Raw genomic sequence first — 24,830 nt, 5'->3', positions numbered from 1 at the left:
GATCGTCATGCGGGTCATCTCTTCACAGCAAGCTGCGGATCTCCTCGAAGACGGGATGACTGTCGCTGCTTCGGGTTTTGGAGGATGCTGCCATCCCGAGGCCATCACGGCAGCGGTGGAGGAGCGTTTCGTCGCCTCTGGAAAACCCCGCAATCTGACACTTTTGTTTGCTGCCAGCACGGGCGATCGTCATACGCGCGGCATGGGGCATTTTGGCTATGAAGGCCTCGTCGCCTGCGTGATCGCCGGGGGCTGGCGGGGAACGCCGCGCCTTGGCAGGCTGGCGATCGAGGAAAAGATCGAAGCGCATTGCTGGCCGCAAGGCGTTATCGCCCAGCTCTATCGAGCGATTGCCGCCGGTCAGCCTGGGGTGATCACCCATATCGGGCTCGGTTCTTTCATGGATCCGCTGCATGGCGGCGGCCGCATGAATGCGACGACGCCACGCGCGCTTGTCGAGCGTGTGTCGTTGCGCGGCAAGGAATGGCTGCTCTATCCCTCGATGCCGCTCGACTGCGTGCTTTTGCGCGGTACGACGGCCGACGAAGATGGCAATATCACCCTCGAGGACGAAGCCTTTCCCCTCGACGTGCTTGCCATGGCGCAGGCAGGCCGAAATTCCGGCGGTATCGTCATCGTGCAGGTCAAGCGGATTGCCGAGCGCGGCTCACTGCCGCCGGGCGATGTTCGCATCCCGGCGGCGCTGGTCGATTATGTTGTCGTCTGCGAAAATCCGGCCCAGCACGGCGTCAGTTTCGCCGAGACGGACAATATCGCCTATACGGGGCGCGTCCGGATGGCGGTGAGCCGTCTGCAGCCGGCGCCGCTGTCGGCCGATAAGATTATCCAGCGCCGCGCCTTCCTGGAGCTGGCGCCGCTCCATCGCCCGACGATCAACCTCGGCATCGGCATTGCCGCCGGGATCGGCCGTATCGCCAGCGAAGAGGGATTTGACGATTATACGGTGACGATCGAATCCGGCGTCATCGGCGGCGTACCGGCCGAGGAACTGTCCTTCGGCGCTGCGTCAATCCGACCGCGATCGTCCCACAGGCTTCACAGTTCGATTTTTATGACGGCGGCGGCCTCGATATCGCCTTTCTCGGCATGGCCGAGGTGGATAGGTACGGTGCGGTCAATGTCAGCCGCTTCAACAACTCCCTCGTTGGCGTCGGTGGCTTCACCAATATCTCGCAGACAGCGAGGCGTGTTGTCTATCTCGGCGCGTTTTCGGCCGGCGGCGCGGAAATTGCGGTTGCCGACGGCAGGCTCGACATCATCCGGGACGGCAGAGTTTGCAAGATCGTCGACCACGTCGACCAGATCAGTTCGAGCCCGGCCTTTGCGCCGGAAGGGCAGACACAGCTCGTCTTCACCGAGCGGGCGGTCTTTCAGGTGATCGACGGCTGCCTGACGCTGACGGAGTTTGCCCCCGGCATCGATCTCGCCGCCCACGTTCTCGACCGCCTGCCGAAGGGCGTCGCGGTGTCGGACCAGCTGAAACAGATGGATGCGCGCCTGTTTTCCACCCACGCCATGAAGGACTCTGCCCCATGAAAATCGATGGAGCCGTCATCATCGTCACCGGCTCGGCAACAGGCGTCGGGGCCGCATGCGTGAAGCTGTTCGCCGAGGGCGGTGCCCGGGTGGTGGTCAATTACAGCCGCAGCAGGAAAGAGGCCGATGAAACGGCCGATATCTGCCGCAGCCTGGGCGCGGAGGTCGAGATCGTCCAGGCCGACGTTGCCGACGATGCGGCCTGCCGCCGGATGGTTGCGACGGTCGTTAAACGGTGGGGGCGGCTCGACGCCCTGGTGAACAATGCCGCAATAACGGTCAAATCGGATCCTTTCGATCTCGAGACATTGTCGGCAAAGGATTTTCAGAGTGTTTTCGGCGTCAATGTCATCGGCGCCTATCAGATGTGCCGGGCGGCGGTGCCGGCCATGCGTGACAGCGGCGGCGGCGCGATCGTCAATGTCTCATCCAACGTTGCCTTTACCGGCGGCGGCAGTTCGCTTGCCTACACGGCCTCCAAGGGCGCGCTCAATGCGCTGACAATGGCGCTGGCGCGCACCTGCGGTCCCGATATCCGGGTGAACGCGGTTTGCCCCGGCATCATCGATACGCGCTGGATGCGCGATACGCTCGGGCCGGATGCCTATGGAGCCATTGCCAAGCGATTTTCGGAAACCGCGCCGCTCGGCCGGGTCGCGACACCGGAAGACGTTGCCGGCGCCATTGTCTGGCTTGTTCAGGGGGCTGACTTCGTCACCGGTGAATTGCTTTCCGTCGACGGCGGCATCCGCCTGTCCGGTGGCGTTCGCAGACCCGTGGCATCCGGCGGAGCCGCATCGTGACGCTGTCGGCTCAATCCATTCTCGATTTCCCGGTGCCGCAAGCGACGCATGTGGTCACCGCAAGGGATGCCATCCTCTACGCTCTGTCGGTCGGCTACGGCACCAGCCCGCTCGACGAAAACGCGTTAAACTACGTCTATGAACGCAATCTGGTCACTGCGCCGACGCTTGCCAACATCGTGGCACATCCGGGCCCGTGGATGCAGCAGACGGGTGTCGACTGGGCGCGTCTGGTGCATTCCGAACATCGCCTGATGATCCATCGGCCGGTCCCTCTCGATGTGCCGCTGATCTCCCGGTCGCGCGTCTTGTCGGTGGTCGATCGCGGCGTTGCGAAAGGCATGTTCGTCAGCTTCGAGCGGCTGATCACAACCGTGGACGGTGACGAGCCGATCGCGACGATCGTCCAGACGAACGCCTGCCGCGGCGACGGTGGATGCGGTTCGGCGGGATTGGCGCCTGAACCTCTGTCCAAAGTCCCGGACAGAGAGCCTGACTTCGAATACAACGTCGACATCCCTCGTAACGCCGCGCTGCTTTATCGCCTGAACGGCGATCTCAATCCGCTGCATGTCGACCCACGGGCAGCCGGCAGCAGCGGCTTCGATCGGCCGATTCTGCATGGGCTATGCAGCTTCGGTTATGCGGGCTACGCCATCGTCGCCGCCATCGATCCAGGCATGGCTACCGGTTTGAGCGCGATCGCGGCGCGGTTCAGCGCGCCGATCTTTCCCGGAGAAACGATCACCCTGCAGATGTGGCGCAACGATGCCGAAATTCGCTTCCGGGGGATCGTTGCTTCCCGGGGCGTGACCATCCTCGACAACGGCATGGCGAGGCTGTCATGACGAAAGCGGTCAAGCCGGCCGCCAGCGAGGCGCGCCAATATATCAGGATCAAGGAGCAGATCCTGGCCGAGATCGCCGAGGGCAAGCTGCAGCCGGGAGACCGGGTATCCTCTGAAAGCGAGCTGGTGGCGGCATTCGGCGTCAGCCGCATGACGGCGAACCGGGCGCTGCGGGAGTTGATGTTCGAGGGTGTTCTCAAGCGATCCGCCGGCATCGGCACCTTCGTGTCGCCAAAACACCTCGATGTCGATCTGCTTCAAATCCGCAACATAGCCGACGAAATACTGGAGCGGGGTCACACGCATAAGGCTACGGTCGTCAAGGCCGGTTTGATGAAGGCGGATGCCAACGTTGCCGACGCGCTCGAGCTGACCCTCGGCGCTGAGGTGATGCATTCGCTGATCGTGCACATGGAAAACGACCGCCCCATTCAGGTCGAGGAGCGCTACGTCAATCCGCTGGTTGCGCCCGACTACCTGTCGACCGATTTCAGCAGCATGACGCCGAATGAATATCTGACGAAGGTGGCCCCGATAACGGCGTTCGAACATATCGTCCAGGCCGTCAAGCCGGACACGACGATCCGCAAATATCTTGGCCTCAAGAATGATCACCCTTGCCTGCGCGTCTTTCGAAGGACCTGGTCGGGCGAGGCCGTCGTGACCTGTGCGCTGTTATACTATCCCGGCGCGCAATATCGGCTGGAAGCACGGTCCACCAAGGGTCCCTCGAAGCCCGTCGCCATTCTCGGAGAGAAACAGTGAGCGCCACCCATTCTCCATCGATCACCTTCAGCGCGTCGCCGCCGACGATCGAGGACATCGCCGCAATTGCCCGTCGTCACGCCAGGATCGAAATCTCCGCCGAGGTCGAGGCCCGGATTACGGCGGCGCGCACTGTCGTCGATCGCTATACGGAAAAGGATCTGCCGGTTTATGGCCTGACGACGGGACTGGGAGCGGGGGTCGATACACGACTTGCAACGGAAGATCTGGTGGCGTTTCAGATGCGTGTGCCACAAGCCCGCGCCGTCGGCGTCGGAAAGCCGCTTGGTCAGGAATCCGTGCGGGCGATGATGGCCGTCAGGGCTGTCGGCATGGCGGCGGGCGGTTCCGGCATTTCGCTGAACGTGTTCCGTGGTCTGATCGCCGCCATTAATGCAGGTGTCCATCCTGTCGTCCCGTCATTGGGCTCGATCGGTGCGGCGGATTTGGCTCCGCTTGCCCATATGAGCCGGGCGCTTCTCGGCTTCGGCGAGATCGAGCTTGGCGGCGAAGTGCTGCCGGCCGCCGTCGCCCTGGAAAGGGCTGGCCTCAAACCTCTCGAGTTGGCGCCGAAGGATGGGCACGCGCTTGTCGTGGCCAACAGCCTCTCCATCGGCCTTGCCTGCCTGGCGCTTGAGGATATCGAGCGGCTCTTCGATTGGTCTCTGAAGGCGATTGCGGTTAATTTCGAAGCGTTCAGGTCCAATGTCAGCGTCTTCGACGACCGCGCTCTGGCTGCGAGACCGGCCTTCGGGCAGCGCCGCGTTGCCACTCAACTGATGGAGTTGCTTTCGGGAAGCTCCTTGCTCGCCGCCGATGCCGCAAGACGTCTCCAGGATCCATTGAGCTACCGCTGCACGCCGCAGGTCTGGGGTGCGTTGAGGCATGCGATCGATGAGGCAAGGCAGGCGACGGAGATAGATCTCGTCAGCTCCAGCGACAATCCTGTCGTCATCGCCTCAGAAGGCGTCATTCTTGCACACGGCAATTTCGACATGACCGCTTTTGTGCTCGCCTGGGAAAGGCTGGGGCAGGCGATGGCGCATTGTGCGGCAGGCACCGCCTATCGGATCATGAAGATCATGTCGCCTGGCATGTCCGACCTTCCACGCTTCCTGACCCCGATGGGCCAGAGCCGGACCGGTTTTGCGACCGTGCAAAAGACCGTCTCGGCCATGGAAGCCGAAATCCGCCATCTCGCCATGCCGGTTTCGCTCTCGCCCTTTCCCGTCGCCGATGGCGTCGAAGATCAAGCATCGATGGCGCCGAGCGTTTTGGCAAAGACGCAAGCGATCGTCGAGCGCCTGCGTTATCTCGTTGCCATCGAACTGATTGCCTCGGCACAGGCCGTCGAGCTGCGCGGTGTCTCAGCCGAATTGGGCAAGGGATCGGCTGAGGCCTATGCATTCGTCCGCAGCCATGTCCCGGCGCTTGATGAGGATCGCGCGCAGGGGCCGGATTTTGCGACGATCGCCGCATTGATCGGGCTTGGCCCGCAATAAGCCCGGTTCGCAACTGCCCCACCAAGAAGGGCAGGGCGCCGACCGGTCATGCCGACGGTTATTCTGGGGAATGCCGCCGGTTCGTTCATTGAAAAGTCAACAGAGGGAATGACTATGAAAAATTGGACAAAGGGCATATTTGCAGCCGGTATCATGGCAGCCGCCATGTTCCAGTCGGCATCCGCAGAGACGATCAAGGTCGGCAGCAAGAATTTCACCGAGCAGTTCATCCTCGCTGAAATGTATTCAGCCGTTCTGGAAAACGCCGGCTTCACCGTCGAGCGCAAGATCAACCTCGGCGGCACGCTGATTGCGCACCAGGCATTGGTGGCCGGAGAGATCGATCTCTATCCGGAATATACCGGGACGGCGCTCGCGTCTGTCGTCAAGGGCGAGATGTCGACCGATGCCGACAAGGTCTACACCCAGGTCAAGGACTTCTACGCCAAGCAGTTCAACCTCACATGGCTGAAGCCGAGCGGCATCAACAACGGCTATGTCATCGTTGTCCGGCAGGAAACCGCGCAGGCCAACAATCTGAAGAGCCTGTCGGATCTCGCCAAGGTTTCCAAGACCCTGGTCTTCGGCGGCGGTGCCGAGTTTCCGGATCGCGCCGACGGCCTGCCCGGCCTGAAGCGTGTCTATGACGCCGAATTCAAGGAGTTCAAGCAGTTCGCCAAGCTTGGTCTTCGTTACGACGCGCTGGAACAAAAGGACATCGATGTTGCCAATGGTGCAGCGACCGACTGGCAGATCGGCTCGAAGAACCTCGTGCCGCTGGCAGACGACAAGGGTCTGTTTCCGCCCTACTATGTGGCGCCCGTTGTCCGCCAGGACGTGTTGAAGGCCAACCCGAAGGTTGCCGAACTGCTGGAAGCGGTCGGCTCCCATCTCGATAATGAAAAAATGCGGGTCCTCAATGCCAAGGTCGAGACCGATCACGAGGAAGCCAAGGACGTGGCGGTCGATTTCCTCAAGGAAAACGGCCTCCTGCCGAAATAACCGTCATGCCTCCGCGGCCGGATATCAATCCGGCCGCTGTCTGGCGCGGCGATCCTTTTAAGAGTTTGTTCGAAAATCCATCCGGTGAGCAGGCGGGCAGGAATGTGGAGAAGCGGGAAATGCAGGAAATCTGGATCGATTATCTCAACGCCCTCGATGCCAAGGCGCTGGCGCTGACGAATGACGAGATTCTCGATGCGGTGGCGAAGGCGCTGGATGCGCAGGGCAGGGGTGAAACCGTCATCGAGCCGCGGGTTCATCTTGTGCCGGAGAGCTCCGACAAAGGCCATTTCAATGTGCTTCGTGGCTATGTCAAAGCGCTGAATTATGCCGGCGTCAAGGTCGTCGGCGACTTCGTCGACAACTACAAGGTGGACCTGCCTTCGGAGCTTGCGGTCCTCAACCTGTTCGACCCAAATACGGGCGTGCCGAAGGCCATCATCGACGCGACTGCCATCACCGACATGCGCACCGGCGCCGTCACCGCTCTTGGCGCAAAATATCTCGCTCGCAAGGACAGCAAGGTGCTCGGCCATATCGGTGCGCGCGGAACCTCCTACTGGAATGTCAGGCTTCTCGACCATCTCTTCGATTTCGAGGAAATCCGCGTGCATTCGCGCCGCCCGGAAAGCCGCAATGCCTTCGCCAAGCGTCTTGAGGCGGATCTCGGCAAGAAGATCGTCGTCACCGACAATTGGGAGGATTGCCTCAAGGATGCCGACATCATGGTTGAGGCCAGCCGCCTGCCGGAACCGGCGCCGCTGTTCAAGACCGAATGGGTGAAGAAGGGAGCCTTCGTCGTGCCCTATGGCACGATGAGCGCGCTCGAATTCGATCTCACCGACATCATGGATAAGGTCGTCGTCGACGATTGGGGACAATGCGGCCCCGGCAAGCCCTTTGGAGCGCTTCGCCGTCACGTCGACGAGGGCAAGGTGACAGCCGAGAACCTGCATGCCGAAATCGGCCAGATCATCTGCGGCAGGAAGCCCGGCCGTCAAAGCGATGAGGAGACGATCCTGTTCTGGCACCGCGGCCTCAGCACCACCGATGTGGCACTCGGCGCCGCCATGGTCGACAAGGCAAGACAGATGAACATCGGCCAACGGCTGCGGTTCGCATAATTGCCATGGTGATGTCCAAGCCGATCGCCTGTTCGAGAATGTATAATCTCAGTCCGCGCATTCGCGGCCTGTGGGATGCGCTGTTTGCGCAGGTCAGTCTGCAGTCCGGCATCGAACTCGAGATCATCGCTCATGCAGCACCGGCACCGCTTTCGGAGCTATGGGGGAGGCCGGACATGGGAGCGGTCTTCATGTGCGGCTATCCGTTTTCGCACATGCCCGAGGCTGCGCGACCGACGGTGCTTGCCGCACCCGTCTCGAGCGAGGCATGGTCTTTGGACCAGCCGCTCTATGCCAGCCACATTCTCGTCGCCTCCACCGGGCCGGTGAACGCCGTGGAGGATCTTGCATCGGTACGCTGGGGCTGGACTGTGCGCGATTCCCAATCGGGTTACCACGCGGCGCGTTCTTTTCTTGCCGACCGGTTTGCCGGGAAAATGAAGCAGGGCATGACAGTCGGACCGCTGCTCAACCCGTCAGGCATCGTCGCCGCCCTCAAGGACGGCAGGATCGATGCAGGTGCGATCGACGCTTGCGCCTTCCAATTGCTGCGGATGCACGAACCCGCTGCGATCGACGGTCTCCGTGTTCTGGCGACGACCGATCCGCTTCCTGCGCCGCTGCTGGTTGCCGCCCAGACATTGCCGTTGGACATCGCCGCAGCGTTGCAGCAAAGCCTCGTGACATTGCATGAAACGCCTGAGGGAGCGGCGGTTTTGGCGCCGCTCGGCCTCAGGCGATTCTCAACGGTCGTTCCCTCGGCCTACGATATTCTGCCGCAGAGAGCCGACGACACCGATCGCAAATTGGGGATCTCATGGTGAAATGGGTCCCTAAACATCTCGACCGGCTATTCGAAGCGCTGTTGGAGCACCTCTATCTCGTTTTTTCCTCGGTCGGCATTGCCCTGGTGATCTCGCTGATCGTCGGGATATGGGCGGCGAGGCGACCGCGGAGCTTTGCCGTCATCGTCATTTTCACTGGTATCCTGTTCGCGGTGCCGAGCCTGGCGCTGTTTGCGCTTCTCATTCCCATCATGGGCATCGGTGCGGCACCCGCCATAACCGGTCTTGCCGCCTACTCGCTGATGATCCTGATCCGCAATATCGGCATGGGATTTCAGGCGATTCCGCGTGACATATTGGAAGCTGCCGATGGCATGGGCTACGGCACGGCACGACGGATTTGGGAGGTCGAACTGCCGCTGGCAATGCCCTATATCGTAGGCGGGCTTCGCATCGCCATGGTGACGGTCATCGGCATCGCCACCGTTGCCGCCTATATCAATGCCGGCGGGCTCGGCGTCATCATTTTCGAAGGCATCGACCAGCGCTTTCCTGAAAAGATCATCGCAGGCGGGCTGCTGACGTCATTTCTGGCGCTCTTTGCCGACTACTGTTTTGCCTCCTTCGAAAAGCTGCTGCGTCGGCGCAGCGGGGGGAAGGTAGTATGATCTTCATCGATGCATCCAGCTGGATCTTCAACAATTCCGGTACCTTCTTCAACGCTTTCAATCGCCATCTTCTGATGTGCGTCCTGTCGCTCGGCATCGCCTTCGTCATTGCGGTACCGCTCGGATTTGTCGTTGCACGGGCACCGCGCGCCGCCTTTGCGGTGGTCAATTTCGCCGGCGCCTTGCGCTCCATCCCAAGCCTTGCGATCCTGTCGGCGACGATGCCTTTTCTCGGCATCGGATTGCTGCCGTCGGTGATCGCCCTCATCGTCCTGGCCGTGCCGCCGCTATTGTTGAACACGATCATCGGCATCCGCGAGATCGACGCCTCGGTGATCGATGCGGCAGATGGAATGGGCATGAGCGCCGGACAGATGCTGTGGGAGATCGAACTTCCCCTGGCAGTTCCCGCGATTCTGTCGGGCGTCAGAACGAGCGCCATCCAGGTCATCGGTGGGGCGGCGCTGGCCTCCTTCATCGGCGGCGGCGGGCTTGGCGATTTCATCAACGCCGGCATTGCGATCATGAACATGCCGCGCCTTCTCGTCGGAGCGGTGCCGATAGCCCTGCTGGCAATCTTTGCGGAATTGGCCTTCGGCGCCCTTGAGCGCCTCTTCACTCAACGGCGCTGAGCGGCCGAAAGCGGATATCAGGATGATTCATCTCGATCATGTTACCAAGAAATACGACGGAAGCGGCCCGCATGCGGTCGACAATCTCGATCTGCTGATCGAGACCGGCACGACGGTTGCCCTGATTGGTCCCTCGGGCTGCGGCAAGACCACGACCATGCGGATGATCAATCAGTTGGAGACGCCGACGACGGGACGCGTCCTGGTCGACGGAAGAGATATAGCCCGGGTCGATCAGAAGGAGCTCCGCCGCAGCATCGGCTATGTCATCCAGCAGGTCGGTCTGTTTCCACATATGTCGATCGCACGCAATGTCGCGACCGTCCCGCGGCTTCTCGGTTGGGAAAAGGCGCGCAGCGATCGCCGCGTCGACGAGCTCCTGGATCTCGTCGGTCTTGAGCCGGCCATCATGCGGCAGCGCCTGCCGCACGAATTGTCGGGCGGGCAGCGTCAGCGCGTCGGTTTCGCGCGTGCGCTCGCAGCAGACCCCGCAATCATGCTGATGGACGAACCGTTCGGCGCGATCGACCCGATCACCCGCGTTAGGCTTCAGGACGAATTCCGCGATATTCTGAGGAAGGTGAAGAAGACCGTCGTCATCGTCACGCATGACCTCGACGAGGCTATCAAGATGGGTGATCGCATCGCGATCATGCGGGATGGCCGCCTTCTTCAATATGATAGCCCACAGGAAATTCTTGCGCGTCCCGTCAACGAGTTCGTCGAGACCTTCCTCGGCCCTGACCGAGCCATAAAGAGGCTGAGCTTGATTGCCGTATCGACGATCATGACCGCGCCCGAACCGTCCAACGGCGATGCCGAGATCGCCGCCGACGCCACGGTTCACGATGCCTTGGCGCTCATCCTCTCTGGCGACATGCCGGGCCTCCATGTCAGATCAGCCGATGGGACGCTTGCGGGATATCTGTCGCGAGCCACGTTGTTGCGCGCCAATCGGCTATAGAGCAGGAAAAGTGCGCAGCGGTTTTCCTGGAATTGCTCTAGGCATCTTTCGGCAGCACTGAGCGAACCCTTGCGATGAAGGCATGAAAGTCCCGCATGAACGTGCGCAGAAAATCGGCAGTGGTGTCGTTGGTTACCTCGCCGTCGTCGGTGATCAGCCCCGGTGTGAATTGGATATAGGCTTCCGGGGCATTCATCTGGGGAGAATTGCAGAAACTGAGCACGCTGCGCAAATTCTGTTGGGCGACGGCTGTGCCGATCGCGCCCGGCGACGTACCGATCACCGCCGACGGTTTGCGCGTGAACGAGTTGGTGCCGTAGGGGCGGCTTGCCCAGTCGATTGCGTTTTTCAGCCCGCCGGGTATGGATCTGTTATATTCGGGCGTGACAAACAGCACCGCGTCGACGGCCGCGATTGCCGCCTTGAACGCCTTGCCGGCCGGAGGGTAGTCGGCGTCATAGTCGTAGCTGTAGAGCGGCAGGTCCTTGAAGGATATCTCCGACATGTCAAGTTCCGGCGGGGCGACACGCACCAATGCCTTGGCGAGCTTGCGGTTGATCGAGCCCTTGGCGAGGCTGCCGATAAGATAGCCTACTTTATGCGTGGTCATGGCGTTCTCCAATATCCCGCATGATGAAGGACGTATCATACGCGGATTTATCGAAGGGGTCTCTGTCCTTCGAGCGCAAACGATTATTCGCCGACAAACGTGACGGTCTCGTCGAGCGGGGCGCGGCCCGTACGGGCGTAGGCGACCGCGGGATCCTCGTAGCCGATCGACATTCCGCAGAAGAGGATCAGCCCATCCGGAGGTGACAGGACCTCTGCGACCGTCTCGCGAACCTGCGACCACGCCATCTGCGGGCAACTGTGCAGACCTTCGGCGCGAAGCAGCAGCATGACGGTCTGCAGATACATGCCGACATCGGCCCATTGGGGCAGGCCGAGGTCACGGTCGATGTAGCAGAACAGGGCGGCGGGCGCGCCGAAGCAGTTCCAATTGGCGATCGCTGCCCGCTGGCGTGCCTCCCAGTCCTCGCGAGCAATGCCGAGCGCGCTGTAGCGCTCCTTGCCGAAGGCGGATCGGCGCTCTCCATAGGGGGGCTTCAGAGCGGGCGGATACATCTCGTACTGCCGCTTGTCCCAGGCGTCGCCATGGGCCACACGCTCGACGGCCGATGTCTTGAGCTCGACCAGCGGCGCGCCGGTCATCACGTAGATGTTCCACGGCTGGATGTTCGATCCTGATGGCGACCAGGCGGCGGCCGACAGCACACGCTCGAGCACCTCCCTTGCCACAGGCTTGTCCTTGAACCCGCGCACCGACCGTCGACTTTTGACTGCCTCATATACATCCATGATCGCCTCCATGTCGTGAGCCGGTCTCGTTTCTGATGTGGCTCATTATCCCCATTTGCAACGGCGGCGTAATCACACAGTGGTCTAGGAGGCGTACGTCAAAGGTCCATCGGGGATCGATCTGTCCGAGGAGGATGTGGGCGAAGCATCGCGGGAATCCTGAGCACGGCGTCAAGGCCTCGGTAAGAAGCCTTGAACGGCCTCAGCCTCTGGTGCATAGAGGTCCAGCGGCGGTCATCTCGTTGAAACCGCGTTCTCGCCGTCGAGGCGCCGATCCTGATGCCAACAAGGTCATTCTCGGCAGAACTGGCAAGACCGACGTTTCGTTAAGCGCCTACGGCTCGGGCACGTTCTGCCGCCGCAGGACGGTGCGATCCGAAGATGTCAGCGAGCGTATCGAGCATCGCCCTGGCCGCGTCAGATTGAAGTGAATAATAGATGGTCTGCGCAGCCCTTCGCGTCTGCACGAGTTCCTGTTCTCGAAGAATTGCCAAATGCTGCGACGTTGACGATTGGCTCAATCCCACTTCGTCGGCCAGGACCGTCACGGACATTTCTCCTTCGGTCAACAGATGCAGAATGTGAAGCCGTTTGGCATTCCCCATGGCCGACAGGAAATTTGCTTCGTTATCGAAAGCGATGGTTTCGGGGGAATGCGGGACTGACGATTGATTGTTCAAGGCGAGATCTCCTTTGGGGAACCAAAGCCGGGCACCGGGTCATATCCCCGAACTTTAATTTAGAGATAACGCAAGGGTGCAGTGCCGAAACCCATTTGTCGGCGCCGCATCGTCTTTTTTGGCGTGAATCGGATACGCGTGCATCAAAATGGACAGCCGGCGTCCTTCCCTCTTTGCACGGCACCCGGTTAAAGGCCTACGCGCCCGCCCTGACGCATTTGCGCCGGGAGTGTTTCCCAGGCCCGGATCAGTTCGCCGATCGAGGCGGCCTCCATCTTGTGCATGACATTGCTGCGATGCAGCTTGACCGTCACCTCGCTGATGCCGAGATCGTAAGCGATCTGCTTGTTGAGGCGTCCGCGGGCAACTTCGTGCAACACTTCACGCTCGCGCTGCGTCAGCGTCTCCAGACGTTCGATATTGCGCTTGGCGATCGCGGCTTCCGCCCGTCGTTCGCCGTCTACCGCTATGGCCGCGGTCACGGCATCGAGCAGCGTCTGGTCCCGCACCGGCTTGGTGAGGAAATCCACCGCCCCGGCTTTCATCGCCTGTACGGTCATCGGAATATCACCGTGTCCGGTCAGGAAGATGATCGGTTTGGCGATGCCGTTTTCGGCCAGATGACTCTGCAGGTGAAGACCGCTCGCCCCCGGCATGCGCACATCGAGGACCAGGCAGCCCGGCCTGTCCAATATATGCGCGTCGAGCAATTCGCGGGTCGAGGCAAAACTGACCGGCTGGAAACCTGCCGACAGGATGAGTTCACAGAGCGCCTCGCGAATGGAGGCGTCGTCATCCACTATAATGACGAGCGGCTGATCCTCTTCACACACGCGCTGCGGTGATAACGGCGCCGATCTCCGCAACGGCTGGTCAACTCTCATGTCACCCTCCATCTCTCGATTTGTGCAAAGCATTGGCGATAGCCGCGAGCAGCGCCTGGGCATCGAAAGGCTTGCGAAAGAATCGGCCGGTGCCTTGAGCCCGACCCTGATCCGCGATCTCGTGGCGGCCTGTGATCAGGAACACCGGCAGCTCCGGACGTGATTTCCTGACGAGATCACGAAGCTCGAAGCCGTCAATGCCGGGCATTCCGATGTCGGTGATGAGCAGGTCGAGATCCGACAACCCATTGACGAGCAGCGAGCCCGCCGACGAGAAACTTCGCGCGACATAGCCCGCTGACTCCAGCAGGTCGCCCATGGATTCAAGGAGTCTTGGGTCGTCATCGACAATTGCCACGACATGTCTTGTCTTGTTCATGTTCAATTCCCTCCCACCCGGCGCGAGTGGGTTATCGGTATTTCCAGTTTCTCCGCGATGCGCACGAGATCGGCGAGCGATGCCGCCGCCATCTTCTGCATCACGTTCCTTCTGTGGATCTGTAGCGTGACTTCGCTGATCCCCAGTTCGGCTGCCGCCTGCTTGTTGAGAAGGCCGCTGACGACGAGCGGCAGCACCTCGCGCTCGCGCGGTGTCAGGTCGAGATAGTGTCGCCTCAGCATGTCGAGTTCGGCGCGCCCGGCCTTCTTTGCGCGATCTTGGGCGATTGCCGCCTGGATGGCCGCCATGAGATCATCATCGCTGAACGGCTTGGTGAGAAAATCCACCGCGCCGCGCTTGATGGCGCGCACGGAAGAGGGGATGTCGCCGTGTCCAGTGATGAAGACGATCGGCGGATGATCACCGTCGGCGATCTGCCGCTGCAGCTCGAGGCCGTTGATATCGGGCAGCTCGATATCGAGAATGAGGCAGGCAGGCCGATCCGGCTTGTCTGCCTTCACATAATCGCATGCGGACTCGAAGGCGACGGCATGCATGCCGTGCGAGGCGAGCAGCTCGCCGAGCGCCTCGCGAATGCGTTCATCGTCATCCACGATGAAGACAATATGGTCGTCGGCCGTCATCATGCCGCCTTCGTTTCAATGGGCAATGTGAAGATCAACGTCGCTCCGTGCGGTTCGTTCTTCTCCGCCCATAATCTTCCGCCGTGCAGTTCGACGATCGAGCGGCAGATCGCCAGCCCCATGCCCATACCGTTTTCCTTAGTGCTGAAGAAAGGCTCGAACATCTTCTCGGGAAACGCGATGCCCTGGCCACGGTCGCTGACTTCGATCCGGACGCCATTTCCTACATGGTGCGCGCGTATCCCGATCACTCTGTCGTCCGTCGTGGCCTGCATCGCCTCGATGCCGTTGCGGACGAGATTGATCAGGACCTGCTGGATCTGGACGCGATCGATCGCGATCAGCGGCAGGTTGGCGTCGACGTCGACCTCGAGGCGAACGCGGCGGCGCCAGGCCTCGTCGGCCATCAGGCTGCGCGCCTCCTCGATAATCCCGGAGGGCGTCGTCTGGGTCCTGCTGTCTGCGGATTGCTTGAACAAGGCGCGAATGCGGCTGACGACATCGGCGGCCGAGTTGGCGTCCCGGATAATGCGCTCGACCGTCTTCTGCGCCCGCTCCATGTTCGGCGGCTCGGCCGTCAGCCAGCGCTGGCAGGCGTGGGAATTCGCCACGACGGCCGCCAAGGGCTGGTTCACCTCATGCGCAATGGAGGCGGAAAGCTCGGCGAGGCTTGCCGCCTGGCTCGCCCGGGCAAGCCCCTCCTGCGCCAGGCGCAGCTCTTCCTCTATTCGTACCTCGCCGTCGATGTCGAGGCATATGACATTCCACTGCACGATGGCGCCTTCGGCGTTGCGCATCGGCGCAGCCCGCGTCTCGACCCAGCGATAGTCGCCATCGAACCGCCGGAGGCGGTGCCTGCGCGCATAGGGTTCGCCGGTGGCGAGCGAATGGGCATATTTCTCCTTCACGCCGGCTAGATCGTCGGGATGAACGCCGGCATCGAGCGTGCCGGCCAGCCGTGACTTTCCGGTTCCATCAAGGTCTTCGAGCTTGTATCCGAGAAAGTCACGAAGTTGCGGATTGCGATAGACCGGCTCTCCGTCCGGAGCCGCGCAATCGATCATGACAGGCAGCGTTTCGACGATCTGCCAGAGCGACCGCTCCCTCTCTCGCAGTGCCTCCTCGACGCGCAACTGGTCGTCGATATCATGCGAGAGACCGTACCACTGGACGATCCGTCCGGTTTCGTCGCGCAGTGGCTCGGCGCTGCCTTTCACCCAGCGATAGACCCCGTCGGCGCGCCGCAGGCGATATTGCTGCGAGAATCGTTCGCCGGTGACGAGGGAATGGTTCAGCGCCTCGGCGAGGCGCTCGGCATCGTCGGGATGAACAGCGACGTCGATGAGGGCCGCCAGCCGGCTCATGCCGGGTTTCTCCATCTCCGCGACGTCAAGGCCGAGGAAGTCGATCAGGCGCTTGTTGAAGAAAGTTGGAGCGCCTTCCGGATTGAGCCGCCAGAGCAGGCTCGGAACCATGTCCACCAGTTGGGAAAGCTCGTGCTCCCGGTTGCGCAGCGCTTCCTGCGCCCGCATCTCGTCGTCGATGTCGACCGATATCACGTACCATTGCACGATCGCGCCGTTTTGATCCCGCAGCGGCTCGGCGCGGCCGTCGACCCAGCGATAGGCTCCGTCGAAACGGCGCATGCGGTATTTGATCGAGAAGGGATCGCCGCTGACGAGGGATTGCTGGACCGTATCCAGCAGCCGCTGTGCATCGTCGGGATGAACGAGCGTGTGAATGACCGATGAGAGACGGCTCATGCCGGGCCGGTCCATATCGCCGACGTCGAGGCCGAAAAAGTCGATCAGGCGCTTGTTGAAGAAGACCGGTTCGCCGTTCGGTTTCAGGCGCCGGATCTGCACCGGCACCATGTCCACGAGCTGCGAGAGTTCGCGCTCACGGTCGCGCAAGGTTTCCAGCGCGCGCACCTCATCGTCGATATCGAGCGAAACGCCGTACCACTGCACGACCTTTCCGTCTTCGTCGCGCCTCGGCTCCACCCTGCATTCGGCCCAGCGATAGACGCCATCCTTTTCAAGCCAGCGAAACCGCATTGCTGCGCCGCCGCCGCTTTCGAAACAATTGCGCAGCGTGCGCTGAACGTCGTGCGCTTCATCGGGGTGGATCAACTGCTGCAGCAGTTCGTCGATGCGCGGTTCGCCGACGGAGTCGAAATCGGCGATGACGGCGCGGAAGTGATCTTGGTAGCGTTTGTTGAAGTAGATCGAGCCACCCGTCGGCTCCACGCTCCAGATGCGGATGGGAACGGCGTCGATCATCTGCTGCAGCTGCTGCTCGCTCCGGCGCAAGGCCTCTTCCGCATGGACCTGGTCGTCGATATCGTGACAAAGCCCACACCACTGGACGATGTTTCCCGCTTGGTCGCGCATCGGCTCTGCCCGGCTCGACATCCACCGATAGACGCCGTCGGCGCGGCGCAGCCGATAGCGCATCACGAAATTCTCGCCCGTGACGAGGCAATGGCTGAGCAAATCTCTGAATGCCGCGGCGTCATCGGTATGAACGATGGCCTGAAACACCGCCTCCAGCCTGCTCACGTCGGGCCTGTCGGAATCCGCCACATCGACGCCGAGGAAGTCGACCATGCGCTTGTTGAAGAAGGTCGGCTCGCCGTCGGGTCTGAGACGCCAGACATGGCTCGGCACCATGTCCACGAGCTGCGAGAGCTCCCGTTCCCGTTCGCTGAGCGCTTGCACGCTTTGGCGCAGCGAAAGCACCGCCATCTGATGCTGACGGGATATGGCGGCGACAATCAGCGCTGAAAATGCCGAGATCGCCAGAAAAAGCTGCAGCATGACCTGATTATGTTTCTGGGACGTCGGATCGCCGGCGAATTGGCTGGCGCCCGTGATCGTAAAGACGGCGGTAATCAGGGCGAGGAGCGCGAGTGACACCGCCGCTCCCTTGAATTCGAAGCGGACCGCGGCCCAGAGAAGAGGGGGCATGATGATATAGGCGAAGGGAAGGTAGCCGCTCAGCGACAGAGCGGCGACGCCGAGAAAGATCAGCGCCAGGATGACCGCTTCCACCCATTGCCCGGCCGAAAACTGGGTTTTGCCGCGCCAGCTGTGGAAAAGGACCAGCGCCAGCGGCGCCACGATCAGAACACCGGTCGCGTCTCCGATCCACCATAAGGGCCAGGCTGTCAGGAAGGATTGCGACTGGATGCTGAACCAGGCAAGCGTGGCGCTTCCGATGGTCGCGCTGACGGCCGGCGCAATCCCGGCGCTGATGACGACGAATGCGGTAACTTCCTGCAGGGTTTCGAGCCGAACCGGAGGCTTCAAAGTCCGGTTGACGAGCCATGCCGCAACCACAGCTTCGAGAGCATTGCCGACATAGATCAGGAAGGCCGCGGCCTGCGGACTGTGGAACCAGAGGACATTGCTGAACATCTCACCCAGGCAGCCCGCCAAGATCCACCACGGCCAGCTCGGCCGGGAGGCGAGGATGAGTGTCGCGATGAAAAGCCCGGCCGGAGGCCAGATGGAAATGCCTGTTCCCGGCACGATCGCAAGCGACTGAGCAAAGCCGCAGGCGAGCACATAGGCGAGGAAGAAAAGCGCCAGACGCAAGAATGGGGGCCGGTGAGACCAGACGCTCTCGATCAACCGCTCCGGCCGGACAGGCAAGGCCGGGGGATCGTCAGCATGTCCTGCGACAGTAATTTTCCATTTTGGGGCCGGCGAGCTCATATTCGAACGCTAATCCTGTAGCACCACAACCGCAACTCATGGAAAACCATGCATTGCGCGGGAATGTAGCCGGAAGTTTCGGCCGCGGACGATGCTCTCCTATCTTCCCGATGAGGCACCCTTCACTTTGGGCTGGTTCGGCTATGCCCTGCGTCTGAGGCCTCCGACCCTCAAGCATGATGGAAGGTGTCCGGTGTTCCGATCATTCTCCGTCCGCGCGGGCATGCGGATGAGATGCAACGGAGGATGCCGACATGAAGATCATGGTAGCGGGAGCAAGCGGGCTTATCGGAACGCAACTGAGGGCGGATCTGCGGAGCTCGGGCCCGACGTCACGGCCGCCTCTCCGTCGCTCGGCGTCGATACGGCGACGGGCAAGGGCCTCGCAGCGGCAATGGCCGGCGCCGAGGTCGTCGTCGATGTGACCGATGCCGCCTCCTTCGGCGACAGTTCGGCGCTTGATTTCTTCAAGGTATCGACGAAGAACCTGCTTTCGGCCGCGGCGGAAGCCGGCGTCCGCCACTATCTCGCGCTTTCCATCGTCGGCACGCCGCGTCTGGTGGAAAGCGATTACTTCCGCGCGAAAGCAGTACAGGAAAATCTCATCCGGGCTTCGACCCGACCCTACACGATCCTCCGCTCCACCCAGTTCTACGAATTCATAAACGGCGTGATCGACATCGGTGCCGAAGGCAACATCCTTCGCTTGCCCCCGGCCTTGATGAGGCCGGTCGCGGCTGAAGACGTCGCGGCGTTCCTGGCCGAACTGGCAGTCGGAGATCCCTTGAGCAATATCATCGAGATCGGCGGCCCGGAACAGTTCGGCATCGACGACATCGCCCGGGTCTTTCTTGCCGCGAACAAAGACCAGCGGCAGGTGATCACCAATCCCTCCACCTCCTATTTCGGTGTCGAATTGACGGGCGACGTATTGCTTCCGAATGTCGGCGCACGCATGGCGAGGCAGAAGCTCTCCGACTGGCTCTATCAGTCGATTGCGGCTTAACGGCCTCCTTGAATTTTGGCGATTGGCTTGGTCGTACCGAACGTTGAATCCGATTCTGATCTTTAGCTGGAGCACGATGTCGTCCGGGCATCTGGCCTGTGCCACGTCCGCTCGGCCGTCTCGTCCCTATCGCGGCGCTTGCGCGCCATCGAAGATATGCCGCGCCTTGGTCCTCGGCGCAGCGACGGAATGACGATTGACCAGCGAGCATTCCAGCTTCGTGATTGGATAGCGCTTGCCAGGCATGGTCTGCAGGTTGAGATGTTCAATTGCCCACTGACCCATGGCGAGGTGCGGAAGGACCGAAGTGGTCAGTGTCGGTACGAGGTGTCGCGAGATTTCTTCGTCGTCATAACCGACCACCGACATGTCCTGGGGGATGCGCAGCCCGGCATCTTTGAGGGCCTCGTAGCATCCCACGGCAGTTCGATCGTTCTGGCAGAAGATCGCGGTCGGCGGTTCCTTCAACGCAAGCAATTTCATCGTGGCGGCATAGCCGGCGCCGGCCGACCAGTCGCCTTCAATGACCAATTCCGGATCAAAGGGTATATCGGCGGTCGCAAGTGCACGGCGGTATCCCGTCAGCCGGTCCTGCGCAGCCTGCATCCAAATCTCGCCGGTAATCGTTCCGATGCGATGGTGGCCGTGCATGATCAGGTGCCGGGTGGAGCTCTGGCCGCCTGCGATCTCGCTCGGCACCACGGCTGGAAAGGCATGATCAGCTGTGTAGCAGTTCAACAATACGGTCGGGATCTTGAGCTCACAGACGTAAGAAGGAAGGTGGACCTCCCTGGTATAGATCGTCATGTATATGAGCGCGGATATGCCGCCGCTGGTCAACGCTCTGATTGCTTTGGGCTCCATGACGGGATCACCCAGCGTCTGGGTGACCAACAACACGTTGCCCGTGTTCCAGGAGGCCTGCCGGGCGCCCTCGATTGCGACGATTGCTTCGGGACTGGTGGCGAGTTGATCCACGGCGAAACCGATGACGTTGTCGAGACCCGAATAAGAGGCCTTCATGGTATAGCTTGTTCCCATGTAGCCGAGCGCGCGCGCAGCCTCCAATACACGGTCGCGGGTCTGCTGTGAGATGCGGGTGCCGGGCGTGTCGTTGAGCACGAAGGAAACAGCCGCCTGTGAGCAGCCGGCCGCCGCGGCGATGTCCATCATCGTCACGCGAACTGGCTTGTTTATTGCGGGCTTCTTTTGGGTCCTGGGCTTTCGCATTCGCGGGAACGATCTCCGGTTCTGAAAGAAACAACGTTCTGGATAATAAATATTATCACCTGTCCGAAATTCATGGCAATCACGTTAACGCCTGTATTATCTTAGGAATCGGCGTCGAAAAACTTCATTTTCGCCCCTCCCTGATGAAATGTTTTGATGTGCATTGATAATACTATTTACTAATTAAGATTCTTGTATACCGTCAGGGAGCGATCGGAACCAATGCCATTCGTCGGTTATCGACGGCCCTGGGAGGGGGCGCGCATTCGGCCGGCCGTATATCGCAAACGGGCCTGCGCGACCGCGGCCCCTCGGGAGGTAGCCATGAAACAGCTGAAACGCAATGCAGCCTTGTTCCTTGCGGGGCTGATACTGAGCGCGGCGCCAATTGCAGTATCTCATGCCGCCGACAAGCCGACTCTTGCTTTCGTCGTCAACGGAGCGTCTGACTTCTGGAAAGCCGCGGAAGCAGGCGTGAAGAAAGCCCAGGCCGAATTGCCTGACTACCAACTGGAGCTGAAGTATCCTGAGCAGGCATCGGTAGCCATTCAGCAACGTCTGATGGAAGATCTGGTCAGTGCTGGCGTCAAGGGGATCATGGTTTCCGCAGTCGATCCCAAGACCCAGACTGAAGGGCTGAACAAGATCGGCTCACAGACAGCTCTTTTCACCACCGATAGCGACGCGCCGCAGACCAACCGCGTTGCCTATATCGGCTCATCCAACATCGACGCCGGTCTGCAGGCGGCCGAAATCGCCAAGAAGGCGATGCCGGATGGCGGCAAGTGCATCGGTTTCGTCGGGCTCCTCGGCGCCGATAACGCCAAGGAACGTATCCAGGGCATGGAGGATGGGCTTAAGGGTACGAAGATAGAGCTGACAGATGTACGCGGCGACGATATCGACCAGACACGCGCAAAAAAGAATGTCGAGGATGCGCTGGTGGCGAGTCCGGACGTGACCTGCATGGTCGGCTTCTACTCTTATAACACACCACGCATCTATGAAGCGCTGCGCGACGCCGGAAAGCTTGGTCAGATCACCGTGGTCGGCTTTGACGACGATCCGATCACGCTCGGCGGCGTCAAGGAAGGCACGGTCGCAGCAACCGTCGTGCAGCAGCCATTCGAATGGGCTTATCAGGGGATGAAGTTGATGGCCGCCTACCTCAAGGGAGACAAATCCGGCGTTCCCAGCAACGGCTTGATCATCATTCCGACAGTGATCATCGGCAAGGATGATGTTGATAAATATGCCGCTAACCTGAAGGCCATGGCCGGAAAGTAATCCTCTTTTGCGGCGGGGTTCTCCCCGCCGCCGTTTCATGCCGCAGCACCATCAGTCTTGGACAGGCGATGAACCAGAGCTCAGACATCCCCTCACCGGCCGCGCCTGCAACGCCGTTCCTTTCGCTTTCAGGCGTTTCCAAGACTTATCCAGGCGTCGTGGCGCTTGAGGGGTTGTCGCTCGACATCGTGCCGGGAGAGGTCATCGGCCTGGTCGGCGAGAACGGGGCCGGAAAATCGACGCTGATGAAAATTCTCGGCGGCGTGATCGCTCCGGATCGGGGCGTGATCCTGCTCGACGGCGTAGAACATCGCCACCTCACCGTGGAAACGAGCATTGCATCGGGCATCGCCTTTGTGCATCAAGAACTCAACCTCTTTGACAATCTGGACGTTGCCGCCAATATCCTCCTGGGCCGTGAGCCCTTGAAGGCGGGACCCTTTAAGTTTGTCGATCGCGCTCGACTTCGAGAGATGGTGACCCCACTCTTGAAGCGCGTAGGGGCGCATTTTTCCGCCGACACCCCCGTAGCGTCGCTTTCCCTTGCCGAGCAGCAGATGGTGGAAATTGCCAAGGCGCTGTCCATCAAGGCAAGGCTTGTCATTTTCGATGAACCCACCTCTAGCCTGCCGCTGGCCGAAACCGAGCGGCTCCTGAACATCATCAAGTTGCTGAAGGCGGATGGTATCAGCGTAATCTTCATCTCGCACCGCCTACACGAGGTCGAGCGGGTTGCGGACCGAGTGGTCGTATTGCGCGATGGCACGCTTGTTGGCACGCTGGCCAGGAAGGACATCGGCCATGATCAGATGGTCAAGCTGATGATCGGGCGGTTGCTCGCAGCCCGCACAGCCAAACCCCAGCGCTCGCCAGGTCCGGTCGCATTGAAGGTCAGCGGCGTGCGCACCGGAGCATATCCAGATCGTTCGGTCGACCTGGAACTCAGGTACGGAGAAATCCTGGGGCTTGCAGGCCTCGTTGGGTCAGGCCGCACGGAGCTTGCAAGGGTACTCTTCGGCATCGACCGGAGTTACGGCGGAATCATTCTGCAGGATGGACGCCAAATTGACATCAATTCTGCCCGGGACGCCGTGGCTCGCGGCATCTTCCTGGTGCCGGAGGATCGCAAGCGCAATGGTCTTCTTCTTGACCTTCCGATCGCCCAGAACATAACCCTTGCCGATCTCCCCAGGATTTCCCGCCGCTTCATGCTTTCGGCTGAGCGGGAGACTGCGGCCGCTGAAAAGCAGCGTGTTCGTCTCGGTATCAAGGCGCCCTCTGTGTCGACGCGAACCGGCACCCTGTCCGGCGGCAACCAACAGAAGGTGGTGCTGGCCAAATGGTTGTCGATGAGCCCGAGGGTGATGATCTTTGACGAGCCGACGCGCGGCATCGATGTCGGCGCGAAAAATGAGATTTACGGCCTTATGCGAGCGCTTGCCGATGCCGGTGTCGCGATCCTGATGATCTCCAGCGACATGGAGGAGGTGATTGGCGTTTCCGACCGCATCGCCGTCATGCACGAGGGCCAGGTTGCAGGCATTCTGGAGGAGGACGACTTCAGCCAGGAAAGTGTCCTTTTGCTTGCCGTCGGCAAAAGCGTAAAATAGCGGCTGCGGCCATGAGAAACCGATGTCGGGGATGGAATCTCGAATGATCAAAAAAGATCTCGGACTGCTGCTTTTGATCGTCGTCGTCGGCATCGTCGTTGCCATCATCAATCCGCGCTTCCTGCTGCCGATCAACCTTGCGAACACCGCCAACCTGATCGGCCTGTTCGGCATCCTGTCGATGGGACAAGCCTTTGTTATCATTACGGGGGGTATCGAGCTTTCGGTGGGCTCGCTCGTAGCGCTTCTCGGCGTACTGTTCGTCGATTTCGTTGCCGTACAATATATGCCTTGGGCGCTGGCGCTGCCGCTCATTCTCCTGCTTGGAGCAGTCATAGGCGCCGTCCACGGCTGGCTTATCACCCGGCTTAAATTGCAGCCCTTCGTTGTCACCCTCTGCGGCCTCTTGATCTATCGCGGGGCAGCGCGCTTCTATACGGCCGACGGAACGGCGGGGTTTGCCTTCGGGCAGAGTTTCCCCGAGCTCGAATTTCTGACCGCCGGCCGGTTCTATGGCATTCCCATCACCTTCATTGCTTTGGTCATTATTGGCGTCGCGATGTGGCTGGTGCTGCATCGCTCCGTCTTCGGACGTTATCTTTACGCGATTGGAAAGAACGAAGAGGCTGCTCGCTATTCAGGTATCCGGACCGATCGACTGGTTATGACTGCTTATATCATCTGCGGACTGCTTACGGCGCTCTCGGCGATCTATTTCGCCATGTACACGCGCTCCATTTCGCCGGCGAGCCATGGTCAGTTCTACGAACTTTACGCGATTGCCGCCGCTGTGCTCGGTGGCTTTTCGTTGCGCGGCGGCGAGGGATCGATCGTCGGCGTCGTGCTCGGCACAGTCCTGTTGCAAGAGCTGCAAAATCTTGTGAACCTGCTCGGCATTCCCTCGTCGTTGAACTTCGCCGTCATGGGCGGCGTGATCCTGATCGGCGTCCTGATAGACCAACAATGGCATTCGATCCGCGCAAAGCGACGCCTCGTCTCCGCCGCACGACAGGCTGAATCCGGTCGGCCAAGCGAAGCAAGCTTGCCGATCGTTGCAAACCGGGACTAGGAACATCCTTGGCGGTTATTTGCGGCTGTTCGTCGAGATAGTTGCCATGGCCATCAGTATGTTGCCGAGACGGAGTTGGCGATAGCTGGCTCGGCTGTCTGCCCAGTTGAGCGGCGTCGCAAAAATCCAATGAATTTCATGTGATAACAAGAATGGGGGCCCTTGCCTTATCGGCGTTTCGGGCCGCGCGAATCACCGCGCTCCAGTCCGCAAATCGCTTGGTTTCGAAGCCGATTTTACCTGGGGTGATGCGCGGTCTTGGTTAAGCATTTGTATTTCGGTCACGAATCGCGGCATATAGTAACTGCGCAACT

Annotated in this window: 21 protein-coding genes and 2 pseudogenes; 15 read left to right on the top strand and 8 right to left on the bottom strand. The window is 60.7% G+C overall.

Annotated features, from left to right (window positions below; genetic code table 11):
• Nucleotides 1-7 precede the first annotated feature (7 nt).
• The 11 genes and pseudogenes from J0663_RS23120 to J0663_RS23070 all read left to right on the top strand — a co-directional run bounded on the left by J0663_RS23120 (nt 8) and on the right by J0663_RS23070 (nt 10,649).
• A pseudogene (locus J0663_RS23120) lies at nt 8-1,557 on the top strand (acyl CoA:acetate/3-ketoacid CoA transferase).
• Entirely contained in the window at nt 1,554-2,360 is an 807-nt protein-coding gene (locus tag J0663_RS23115; protein WP_207245264.1) for an SDR family NAD(P)-dependent oxidoreductase, read from the top strand. The pseudogene J0663_RS23120 and the gene J0663_RS23115 overlap by 4 nt, the downstream one beginning before the upstream one ends.
• A complete protein-coding gene (locus tag J0663_RS23110) occupies nt 2,357-3,208 on the top strand; it encodes a MaoC family dehydratase (RefSeq protein WP_207245263.1) in 852 nt (283 codons plus the stop codon). Before J0663_RS23115 ends, J0663_RS23110 begins: the two co-directional genes overlap by 4 nt.
• Nucleotides 3,205-3,972, top strand: a complete 768-nt coding sequence (gene hutC / locus J0663_RS23105; RefSeq protein WP_207245260.1) for a histidine utilization transcriptional repressor HutC — start codon at nt 3,205-3,207, stop codon at nt 3,970-3,972. Before J0663_RS23110 ends, hutC begins: the two co-directional genes overlap by 4 nt.
• Entirely contained in the window at nt 3,969-5,474 is a 1,506-nt protein-coding gene (locus tag J0663_RS23100; protein ID WP_207245258.1) for an HAL/PAL/TAL family ammonia-lyase, read from the top strand. Before hutC ends, J0663_RS23100 begins: the two co-directional genes overlap by 4 nt.
• A gap of 114 nt (nt 5,475-5,588) precedes the next feature.
• Nucleotides 5,589-6,476, top strand: coding sequence for a glycine betaine ABC transporter substrate-binding protein (locus J0663_RS23095; RefSeq protein ID WP_207245257.1), 888 nt, complete (start codon nt 5,589-5,591; stop codon nt 6,474-6,476).
• Nucleotides 6,477-6,595: 119 nt separating this feature from the next.
• The gene (locus J0663_RS23090) at nt 6,596-7,600 is read left to right on the top strand and encodes an ornithine cyclodeaminase family protein (protein ID WP_207245256.1); all 1,005 of its coding nucleotides are present in this window, start codon (nt 6,596-6,598) and stop codon (nt 7,598-7,600) included.
• A 5-nt stretch (nt 7,601-7,605) separates the two neighbouring features.
• Complete coding sequence (locus J0663_RS23085; RefSeq protein ID WP_207245255.1) at nt 7,606-8,424, top strand: phosphate/phosphite/phosphonate ABC transporter substrate-binding protein; 819 nt, start codon at nt 7,606-7,608, stop codon at nt 8,422-8,424.
• Nucleotides 8,421-9,053, top strand: a complete 633-nt coding sequence (locus J0663_RS23080; protein WP_207245254.1) for an ABC transporter permease — start codon at nt 8,421-8,423, stop codon at nt 9,051-9,053. Before J0663_RS23085 ends, J0663_RS23080 begins: the two co-directional genes overlap by 4 nt.
• Nucleotides 9,050-9,685, top strand: a complete 636-nt coding sequence (locus J0663_RS23075; protein WP_207245252.1) for an ABC transporter permease — start codon at nt 9,050-9,052, stop codon at nt 9,683-9,685. Before J0663_RS23080 ends, J0663_RS23075 begins: the two co-directional genes overlap by 4 nt.
• 22 nt (nt 9,686-9,707) lie before the next feature.
• The gene (locus J0663_RS23070; RefSeq protein ID WP_207245250.1) at nt 9,708-10,649 is read left to right on the top strand and encodes an ABC transporter ATP-binding protein; all 942 of its coding nucleotides are present in this window, start codon (nt 9,708-9,710) and stop codon (nt 10,647-10,649) included.
• Between the two features lie 37 nt (nt 10,650-10,686).
• On the opposite strand, the gene J0663_RS23065 is transcribed toward J0663_RS23070, so the two are convergent.
• The 7 genes from J0663_RS23065 to J0663_RS23035 all read right to left on the bottom strand — a co-directional run bounded on the left by J0663_RS23065 (nt 10,687) and on the right by J0663_RS23035 (nt 18,227).
• Nucleotides 10,687-11,259 carry an NADPH-dependent FMN reductase gene (locus J0663_RS23065; RefSeq protein ID WP_207245248.1) on the bottom strand — a complete coding sequence of 191 codons (573 nt, stop codon included), beginning with the start codon at nt 11,257-11,259 and terminating at the stop codon, nt 10,687-10,689.
• Nucleotides 11,260-11,342: 83 nt separating this feature from the next.
• The gene (locus J0663_RS23060; protein ID WP_207245246.1) at nt 11,343-12,008 is read right to left on the bottom strand and encodes a nitroreductase; all 666 of its coding nucleotides are present in this window, start codon (nt 12,006-12,008) and stop codon (nt 11,343-11,345) included.
• Nucleotides 12,009-12,334: 326 nt separating this feature from the next.
• The gene (locus J0663_RS23055; RefSeq protein ID WP_207245244.1) at nt 12,335-12,688 is read right to left on the bottom strand and encodes an ArsR/SmtB family transcription factor; all 354 of its coding nucleotides are present in this window, start codon (nt 12,686-12,688) and stop codon (nt 12,335-12,337) included.
• Between the two features lie 188 nt (nt 12,689-12,876).
• Nucleotides 12,877-13,572, bottom strand: a complete 696-nt coding sequence (locus J0663_RS23050) for a response regulator transcription factor (RefSeq protein ID WP_207245242.1) — start codon at nt 13,570-13,572, stop codon at nt 12,877-12,879.
• A 1-nt stretch (nt 13,573) separates the two neighbouring features.
• Nucleotides 13,574-13,951, bottom strand: a complete 378-nt coding sequence (locus J0663_RS23045) for a response regulator (protein WP_207245468.1) — start codon at nt 13,949-13,951, stop codon at nt 13,574-13,576.
• A gap of 2 nt (nt 13,952-13,953) precedes the next feature.
• Nucleotides 13,954-14,595 carry a response regulator transcription factor gene (locus J0663_RS23040; RefSeq protein WP_207245467.1) on the bottom strand — a complete coding sequence of 214 codons (642 nt, stop codon included), beginning with the start codon at nt 14,593-14,595 and terminating at the stop codon, nt 13,954-13,956.
• Nucleotides 14,595-18,227, bottom strand: coding sequence for a PAS domain-containing protein (locus J0663_RS23035; protein WP_207245466.1), 3,633 nt, complete (start codon nt 18,225-18,227; stop codon nt 14,595-14,597). Before J0663_RS23035 ends, J0663_RS23040 begins: the two co-directional genes overlap by 1 nt.
• A gap of 341 nt (nt 18,228-18,568) precedes the next feature.
• Between J0663_RS23035 and J0663_RS23030 the strand changes: the two are divergent.
• Nucleotides 18,569-19,320 (top strand): annotated as a pseudogene (locus tag J0663_RS23030) (SDR family oxidoreductase).
• A gap of 126 nt (nt 19,321-19,446) precedes the next feature.
• Here the strand turns inward: J0663_RS23030 and J0663_RS23025 are convergent.
• Nucleotides 19,447-20,550: a LacI family DNA-binding transcriptional regulator gene (locus J0663_RS23025; protein WP_207245240.1), complete on the bottom strand. Its 1,104-nt coding sequence runs from the start codon at nt 20,548-20,550 to the stop codon at nt 19,447-19,449.
• Between the two features lie 324 nt (nt 20,551-20,874).
• Between J0663_RS23025 and J0663_RS23020 the strand changes: the two genes are divergently transcribed.
• The 3 genes from J0663_RS23020 (at nt 20,875) to J0663_RS23010 (ending at nt 24,516) form a co-directional block, all read left to right on the top strand.
• A complete protein-coding gene (locus tag J0663_RS23020) occupies nt 20,875-21,837 on the top strand; it encodes a sugar-binding protein (RefSeq protein WP_207245233.1) in 963 nt (320 codons plus the stop codon).
• Between the two features lie 68 nt (nt 21,838-21,905).
• On the top strand, nt 21,906-23,447 hold the full coding sequence (locus tag J0663_RS23015) for a sugar ABC transporter ATP-binding protein (protein ID WP_207245231.1): 1,542 nt from the start codon (nt 21,906-21,908) through the stop codon (nt 23,445-23,447).
• Nucleotides 23,448-23,490: 43 nt separating this feature from the next.
• Nucleotides 23,491-24,516, top strand: coding sequence for an ABC transporter permease (locus tag J0663_RS23010; RefSeq protein ID WP_207245230.1), 1,026 nt, complete (start codon nt 23,491-23,493; stop codon nt 24,514-24,516).
• Nucleotides 24,517-24,830: the final 314 nt, after the last annotated feature.

Origin of the sequence: Rhizobium lentis (genome assembly GCF_017352135.1) — a bacterium.
Taxonomy (GTDB): Bacteria; Pseudomonadota; Alphaproteobacteria; order Rhizobiales; family Rhizobiaceae; genus Rhizobium; species Rhizobium lentis.
Note: the sequence above shows the minus strand (reverse complement) of the source record. Positions and strands in the feature narration are given on the sequence as shown.